Source organism: Rhodoferax sp. UBA5149 (assembly GCF_002413825.1).
GTDB lineage: Bacteria > Pseudomonadota > Gammaproteobacteria > Burkholderiales > Burkholderiaceae_C > Rhodoferax.
This window is the reverse complement of sequence record NZ_DHXT01000230.1, coordinates 1-6,917: the sequence shown is the minus strand read 5'-3', so window position 1 is coordinate 6,917 and position 6,917 is coordinate 1. Positions and strand designations below refer to the sequence as shown.

Annotated in this window: 7 protein-coding genes; 1 reads left to right on the top strand and 6 read right to left on the bottom strand. The window is 57.9% G+C overall.

From position 1 onward, the window contains the following. Positions 1–1,115: ribonucleotide reductase N-terminal alpha domain-containing protein (locus tag B3V69_RS20315; protein ID WP_349679238.1), on the bottom strand; the 1,115-nt coding region annotated here is incomplete at its 3' end. 157 nt (positions 1,116–1,272) lie between these two features. Here B3V69_RS20315 and B3V69_RS20310 point away from each other — a divergent pair. Next, positions 1,273–1,677 (top strand): ribonucleotide reductase subunit alpha, encoded by a 405-nt coding sequence (locus B3V69_RS20310; protein WP_296449531.1) that lies wholly within the window; start codon positions 1,273–1,275, stop codon positions 1,675–1,677. Between the two features lie 74 nt (positions 1,678–1,751). On the opposite strand, the gene B3V69_RS20305 is transcribed toward B3V69_RS20310, so the two are convergent. The 5 genes from B3V69_RS20305 to narH all read right to left on the bottom strand — a co-directional run. Next, positions 1,752–2,915, bottom strand: coding sequence for an NnrS family protein (locus tag B3V69_RS20305; RefSeq protein WP_296449543.1), 1,164 nt, complete (start codon positions 2,913–2,915; stop codon positions 1,752–1,754). A gap of 297 nt (positions 2,916–3,212) precedes the next feature. Further along, positions 3,213–4,004: a peptidylprolyl isomerase gene (locus tag B3V69_RS20300; protein WP_296449528.1), complete on the bottom strand. Its 792-nt coding sequence runs from the start codon at positions 4,002–4,004 to the stop codon at positions 3,213–3,215. A gap of 10 nt (positions 4,005–4,014) precedes the next feature. After that, entirely contained in the window at positions 4,015–4,749 is a 735-nt protein-coding gene (narI, locus tag B3V69_RS20295) for a respiratory nitrate reductase subunit gamma (RefSeq protein ID WP_296449525.1), read from the bottom strand. Further along, the gene (gene narJ / locus B3V69_RS20290; protein ID WP_296449522.1) at positions 4,746–5,465 is read right to left on the bottom strand and encodes a nitrate reductase molybdenum cofactor assembly chaperone; all 720 of its coding nucleotides are present in this window, start codon (positions 5,463–5,465) and stop codon (positions 4,746–4,748) included. The genes narI and narJ overlap by 4 nt, the downstream gene beginning before the upstream one ends. A 3-nt stretch (positions 5,466–5,468) precedes the next feature. After that, positions 5,469–6,917, bottom strand: a 1,449-nt coding sequence (gene narH, locus B3V69_RS20285) for a nitrate reductase subunit beta (RefSeq protein ID WP_296449519.1), incomplete at its 5' end; no start/stop codon positions are given.

The window sequence follows — 6,917 nt, the reverse complement described above, 5'->3', positions numbered from 1 at the left end:
CCGACGCGGCGTTTGCTGCGGGCTTCTTCCTGTTGCTGTGGCAGCGGCCACACAGTAACGTCCAGCACGTTGTCCAGCATGCGGGTAGCGACGCGGGCTACTTCAGCAAATGCTGCTCTGTCAAAGTGGGCATTTTCTTCAAAAGGATGATCTATGAACCTAGTCAAATCGATGGAGCCAAGGCAGCAGCAGCCGTAAGGGGGCAGGGGTTGTTCTGCGCAGGGATTGGTGCTGGCAATGGTCTCGCAATAGGACAGGTTATTGTCGCGATTGATGTGGTCCAGGAACAATACGCCAGGCTCGGCATGGTCGTAGGTGGACCGCATGATTTGATCCCACAGCTCGCGCGCCTGCAACTTTCGGTAAACCCACAAGCCACTGTCTTTTGCCTGGTAGGCGCCCGCTTCTTTTTGGCCTGCGCCCGGCTCGGCGCGATGAATCAGAGCGAACTCGCTATTTTGTTGCACAGCTTCCATGAAAGCGTCGCTGACACCGACGGAAATATTGAAGTTCTTCAGGTCTCCCGTGTCCTTGGCATGAATGAATTCTTCAATATCGGGATGGTCGCAACGTAGTACGCCCATTTGCGCGCCACGTCGGGCGCCGGCGGATTCGACCGTTTCGCATGAGCGGTCGAATACGCGCATGTAACTCACGGGTCCCGATGCACTGCTTTGTGTGCTGCCGACCCATGCGCCGCGCGGGCGAATACGCGAGAAGTCATAACCTACGCCGCCACCGCGGCGCATGGTCTCGGCGGCCTCGGTAAGCGCCGTGTAGATGCCGGGATGCCCATCTTCCACGTGCGCGATGGAATCGCCCACCGGTTGCACGAAACAGTTGATCAGCGTGGCAGACAAGGTGGTGCCGGCAGCAGATTGAATGCGCCCAGCGGGCAGGAACCCGTTTTGCAGCGCCTGCATGAATTTGGTTTCCCACTGTTTTTGGTGCTCCGGTGCCTCGACCTGAGCCAAAGCGCGCGCGACACGCTGGTTGACGTCGAATATGCTTTGCTCCGACCCTTTGCTGTATTTTTCAAGAAGCACCTCCAGGCTGATTTGCTGAGGTGCCAGGGCATGGTCTGGTTTCGTGCGTTCGGGGGTTTTTTGCGACATAACTTGTTTCCTGAAAAAAGCTGTGAAATATTAGGGCTGTACTGTGCGACGCTTGTTGACTTGAAACAAGCTTGGCACGAACAATAAAATCCGGGCGATACTGTCAAATAGCCTTTGTGGCTACCATTTAAACCGTTTTTGAAAAGAAGAGCCGACCATGAGTATCTCCAGTTTTGATGATTTGTTGCAGGCGGCCCGACAACAAACCGAACCGCAACGTCTGTTATTTGTATTTGCCAGTGCCGATTTGCCGGAAGACAGCACTGTGGCGCAGCGCGAGCGTTTTCTGGCAGGCCAGGGTGGCGCGCTTGTGCCCATCATGTGCGTGGATAAAACCCCTGAAGAGCTGCTCACTTTTGCCGATTTGGCAGAAGAGTCGCGCCAGTTTGGTCAAGACTGGAGCATTGTATTCGCCGCCGCCTTATCCGGTAGTGGCGGGCTCGCACCAAGCAGTGAGGCGGCTGAAAAACCTTTGCAACGCATGGTCGAAGCCATCAAGGCGGGCACGCTGGGAACATTTATTCCATTCGACCGCCAGGGCCTGCCCGTGACGCTTGCTTAGAGGCATTTGTTGACTGGTCTGCTCTGCGATATGGCAAATATAGTCGTTTGATTTTCAAATGAAATAATTTTTGATTAGCCGGGCCTCCCATCCGCGCGCGGGCGACCGAACCAGCGGCCATATCGGATGGCCCAACCCGCGGTGGCGGCAGTCCACGCCGAAATTGCCATCAGCGTGAACAGCGTGCTGGCCGCGGGCCAAAGTGCCGCGATGACACGCAGCAGCACGGCGGTCTGCAGTATCCAGTACAAGGTCCAGGCTGTGTTGTCAGCGGCGACGGGCCGCCCACCGTGCCCACTGCTGACACGCGTGGTCATCGCGAACATGGTCGCGCCCAGATAGCCCATGGTCATGGCATGAAGAGGAGCCAGTCCCAGCGAAAGCTCCCCATTCGTAAACGCCATCAATGTGTGGGATACCGCATTCAGTGCGAAAGAAATCCCGAGCCACGCGAAGCCGCCGTGAAGCATGGCGATGAGCCGAATTTTCAGGCTCTGCACCAGGCCCCAGCGCACAGCCAACCAAAGCAGCAAAACGGAGGAGGGCAATTCAAAGGCCACTTGACACCAGCGTAGGGTGGCGGACCAAGGCCACCACCACAAGTCAGCGGCAGCCAGCACCGCCTCCAGCCACAGCATGCCCACCATGATCCAAAGTAACCACATGGGCCGCCATGCATCCAGAAACGGAACTGCACTGGCACCGAAGAACGGAATCATGCGGTGCGACACCACGGCAAATACGGTCGCTGTAAACCCCCATAGACCCACTTGCGTGGCGGTTCTCAGTAACAGCGTCGAACCGACGGCCAGCGACGCAGCCGCCATCCACAATGTGACGACCCCCATGCCGCAAGCGAATGCCACGACGCGGGCGTGAACCCGGTCGGGTGCATGGCTTCGTCGCAGCATACGGAGGAACTTAACCGTCAAACCGGTCCAACCGGCAGCGACCAGCGACATCCCCATGCAAGCCAATGCGGCGTGCGTATGAAAGCCGATGATGACGATGACCCAGCCAACCGGCATCAGCGTCAAGGCAGGCAACAAACTGCGCGCGGTGACTTCCCGCAAGCCCAACCACTTGGGCCCTGCCGTAAAGAGAAAGCCTGCGAAAAACAAGGGCATGAAGCCCATGGTCATCAACAGCGCATGGGCCGCCGAAACCGGCACTGCCCAAAATGGTGCTATGCCGAGCGCCCGCATCACCAAGATGATGCCCCACCACACTGAGCTCATCACCAGCATGATCGCAGCCATGAAAAAGGCCAGACGGTGGGGCGCGGCCAGTAGCCAGATCGGCCTCCAGCGTGGTGTTACGGCGTTGCTTCTCGCTGCCTTCGAGGCATCATTTGAAGGAGCCGACTTGATAGGTATGGATTTCACTGCTCTTCTCCGCAGTCCATGCTGTCAATCAGGCCAGCAGCCAACGCGAACTGCCACTGGCCTTGATCCGCGGGAGCTTGTGATTATGAAGCCGGCGTCGTCGATGCAGGGGCTCGTCAGGCATCAGCCCCTTTTTTTCGGACGATTCAGTTACTGAACCAGAGGCGTGTCGGTTGCATCGATATCTACCCCGTCAATGACAGCTTCACCGGCCAAAAGACTCAAATACTGGCGTAGGGACGTTACATAAGTTTTTTGCCGCAGTGACATGGCCACTGCGCCACGCACTGACTCGAACGGCTGTTCCACGCCCGGCTCGCGTTCCAGAATTTCAACCACATGCAGGCCAAAGCGGCTATGCACCAGGCGCGGCAGAACACCTACCTCGGCATGGCCGAAAAGTTCCTTGGCGAATTCAGGGGCGCAATCCGAAGCACCCAGCCATCCCAAGCTGCCACCTTCCGCTCCGCTCGGGCAGTTGGACAATGTGCTGGCTGCCTTGATAAATCCATCGTCAGCATGACTGCCATCATGGCAGCGTACGTCCAGCAGCGTGGTCTCGGCGCGGTTGCGCAGGGCGACGACATCGACGCCCTGTGTCACCGCGAACAGAATGTGCCGCACATTCACCCGTTCACCCGTACTGTAGATGGCTTGATGCGCTGCGTGGTAGCGTCGGCACGCCTCGTCTGAAGGTTCAGGAATCGCCAGGTTTTGGTCAAGCAGCGTTTCAATGGCACTGGTGGCCTCTTCGCTGAGCACACCGTCCGTGGACGCTACGTCGCTGTCAGAAAGTAGACCACTGGCGATTGCGGCCTGACGCAGCAATTCAGAGCATCCGCGCTGACGCAGATCGTCGGCGGACAAGATGTCGTCCGCCGCGTTCAGTGCCACGCCGTTAATTCGGGAAATTTCCGGTTTGACGGGAGTATTGACTTGCATAGTGATCTCCTTAAACGCCAGCGCCCGGACGACGTGGCTGGTTGTGTCCCGCGGGAACGTTCAGGCGGCGCGCGCGAACTACCTGGTGGGGTCGGATCAAATAGGCGGCTGTACCAAAACCACTCCAGACATGCACGAGACGGGTAAACGGAAAGATGAAGAAGATGCTCATCCCCAAGAACATGTGCATCTTGAAAATCCAACCCGCTTCAGCCAGCAATTCGGGCGCGCCAGTGCGGAAGGTGACAATGCGCTGGGCCCACTCGGCCAGCCTCATCATCATGCTGCCGTCCAGATGCTGCGCAGACATGGGAATAGTCGCCAGTCCAAGCGCGAGTTGGAGCCAAAGCAGAACGAGCAGGACGATATCGCTGGTTTTTGAGTTGATGCGAATGCGTGGCTCGAACAGGCGCCGGTGCAGCAGCAAGCTCACGCCAATCAAGCCCAATGCACCCGCGATACCGCCACTGATCATGGCCATCAATTGTTTGGAGCTGGCAGAAATCAAGTGCTCATACAAGAAATGCGGCGTCAGCAAGCCGAAGAAGTGACCAAAGAACAATAGCAGCACGCCAACATGAAACAGGTTGCTACCGATTCGCAACTGCCCGGCTCTGAGCAACTGCGATGAGTCGCTCTTCCAGGTGTATTGATCCCGGTCAAAGCGGATCAGGCTGCCGAGCAAAAAGACAGTGAGGCATAGGTAGGGATACAAACCAAACAAGAAATTGTCGAGTGCGTTCATAGTGATACTCCTTGGTGCCCAGCCGCCTTCGTGCTGGAGTGGACCGCGTCATTCTTGACAAAGTGAATGGGCTGAGCTTGGCCGGGTTTGGCCTGCCCCTTGGAAGAGCAGCCATCGAAAACCACCGGTTCTTCCCACGCCGCATCGATAGGTTCGTCTGGAACCACCTTCACGGCGTGCGCCTTCTCGCCACTGAGCTCCAGCAGTGCGCCCAGGACGCTGGCGTAAGCGCTCTCGCGCTGTTGCAGAGCGTTGAAGATGGCATTGAAGATGTGGGCCATCTCGCCCAGGAATGCGCGGGCTTCCTTGGGTGGCTGGGTGGACACAAACTCAAGCACCACTGGCAAATAGTCCGGCATCTCGCCTGGAGCCAGGAACAGGCCAGCCTTTTCGTAGGTCTGAGTCAAATCGATCATGGCCGGACCCCGGTCACGTGAGTCGCCATGCACATGTTCAAACAGGTGCAATGACGTGGCACGGCCCCGGTCGAACATTTGAACGTACGCAGCCTCATTTTCCAGCGCGTCGCCATTTTCCAAAGTGGCAATGAGTGCGTCGAGCTCGGCCAGGCGATCCATGGGGACCGTCCTGTCCGAGCGCAGCGCGTCACGCATGTCGGGCAGGTGGCCGCGCAGTGCCGTGTCCGGGTAGGACAGCAATCGGGCAAGTACCCGCAGGCTGATGGATGCATTAGGGAGATTGGACAGTAGGGACATGGTTCAGACCTCCGCCTTGATCGGGATGGTGCGACGTTTCGCACCGCCGAACAGACTGACTTCGCTGCTGCCGTCAGAGCAACCGCTGCCAAATGAGAAACCGCAACCGCCGCGCATGTCGAAGGTATTTTCAGCATATTCACGATGCGTGCTGGGTATCACGAAACGATCTTCGTAGTTGGCAATAGCCATCACGTGGTACATCTCTTCCACATCCGCCTGGGTCATTTGGACTTGATCCAAGGCCGCGGTGTTGATGCGGCCGTCCACATGCTTCTCGCGCTGGTAAGCACGCATGGCCAGCATTCGCTCCAGTGCGCGTTCCACGGGCTGGGTGTCGCCCGCGGTGAGCAGGTTGGCCAGGTACTTGACCGGAATACGAAGCTGCTTGACGTCCGGAATCTCGCCATTGACGCCAATGTGGCCTGCGTTGGCCGCCGCACTGATGGGTGAGAGCGGTGGTACATACCAGACCATCGGCAGGGTGCGGTACTCGGGGTGCAGGGGCAAGGCGACTTTCCAGTCCACCGCCATCTTGTAGACCGGGCTCTTGCGTGCCGCTTCCATCCATTTGTCCGGGATGCCGTCGATGCGAGCCTGCTCGATGACCTTGGGGTCGTTCGGGTTGAGGAAAATATCGAGCTGGGCCTGGTACAGGTCACGATCATGCTCGACGCTGGCGGCTTCCTGAATGCGGTCGGCATCGTACAGCAGAACGCCGAGATAGCGGATGCGACCGACGCAGGTTTCCGAGCAGACGGTGGGCTGACCGGCTTCGATGCGCGGGTAGCAGAAGATGCACTTCTCCGCTTTGCCCGATTTCCAGTTGTAGTAAATCTTCTTGTAGGGGCAACCGCTCACGCACATGCGCCAGCCGCGGCACTTGTCCTGATCAATCAGCACAATGCCATCTTCTTCTCGCTTGTAGATCGAACCGGACGGGCAACTTGCCACGCATGCCGGGTTCAGGCAGTGCTCGCACAGCCTGGGCAGGTACATCATGAACGTGTTTTCGAACTGACCGTAAATATCTTTTTGGATGTCGTCGAAGTTTTTGTCCTTGCTGCGCTTGGAGAACTCGCCACCGAGAATTTCTTCCCAGTTAGGACCCCATTCGATTTTCTCCATGCGCTTGCCGGTGATCAGGCTGCGCGGGCGTGCCGTCGGTGTCGCCCTCGATTCCGGCGCCGATTGCAGATGGTCGTAATCGAAGGTGAAGGGCTCGTAGTAGTCGTCAATCTCCGGCATGTTGGGGTTGGCGAAGATGCGCATGAGCAGCTTCCACTTGGCTCCCTGGCGCGGCTCGATCTTGCCATTCGCTTTGCGAACCCAGCCGCCATTCCATTTGTCCTGGTTTTCCCATTCCTTGGGGTAGCCGATGCCAGGTTTCGTCTCGACGTTGTTGAACCAGGCGTATTCCATGCCGGGCCGGCTGGTCCAGACGTTCTTGCA

What these genes read in the sequence shown, in the direction of transcription:
- B3V69_RS20310 (WP_296449531.1), top strand. Translation starts at nt 1,273, where the DNA reads ATGAGTATCTCCAGTTTTGATGATTTGTTGCAGGCGGCCCGACAACAA.
- B3V69_RS20305 (WP_296449543.1), bottom strand. Translation starts at nt 2,915, where the DNA reads ATGAGCTCAGTGTGGTGGGGCATCATCTTGGTGATGCGGGCGCTCGGC.
- B3V69_RS20300 (WP_296449528.1), bottom strand. Translation starts at nt 4,004, where the DNA reads ATGCAAGTCAATACTCCCGTCAAACCGGAAATTTCCCGAATTAACGGC.
- narI (WP_296449525.1), bottom strand. Translation starts at nt 4,749, where the DNA reads ATGAACGCACTCGACAATTTCTTGTTTGGTTTGTATCCCTACCTATGC.
- narJ (WP_296449522.1), bottom strand. Translation starts at nt 5,465, where the DNA reads ATGTCCCTACTGTCCAATCTCCCTAATGCATCCATCAGCCTGCGGGTA.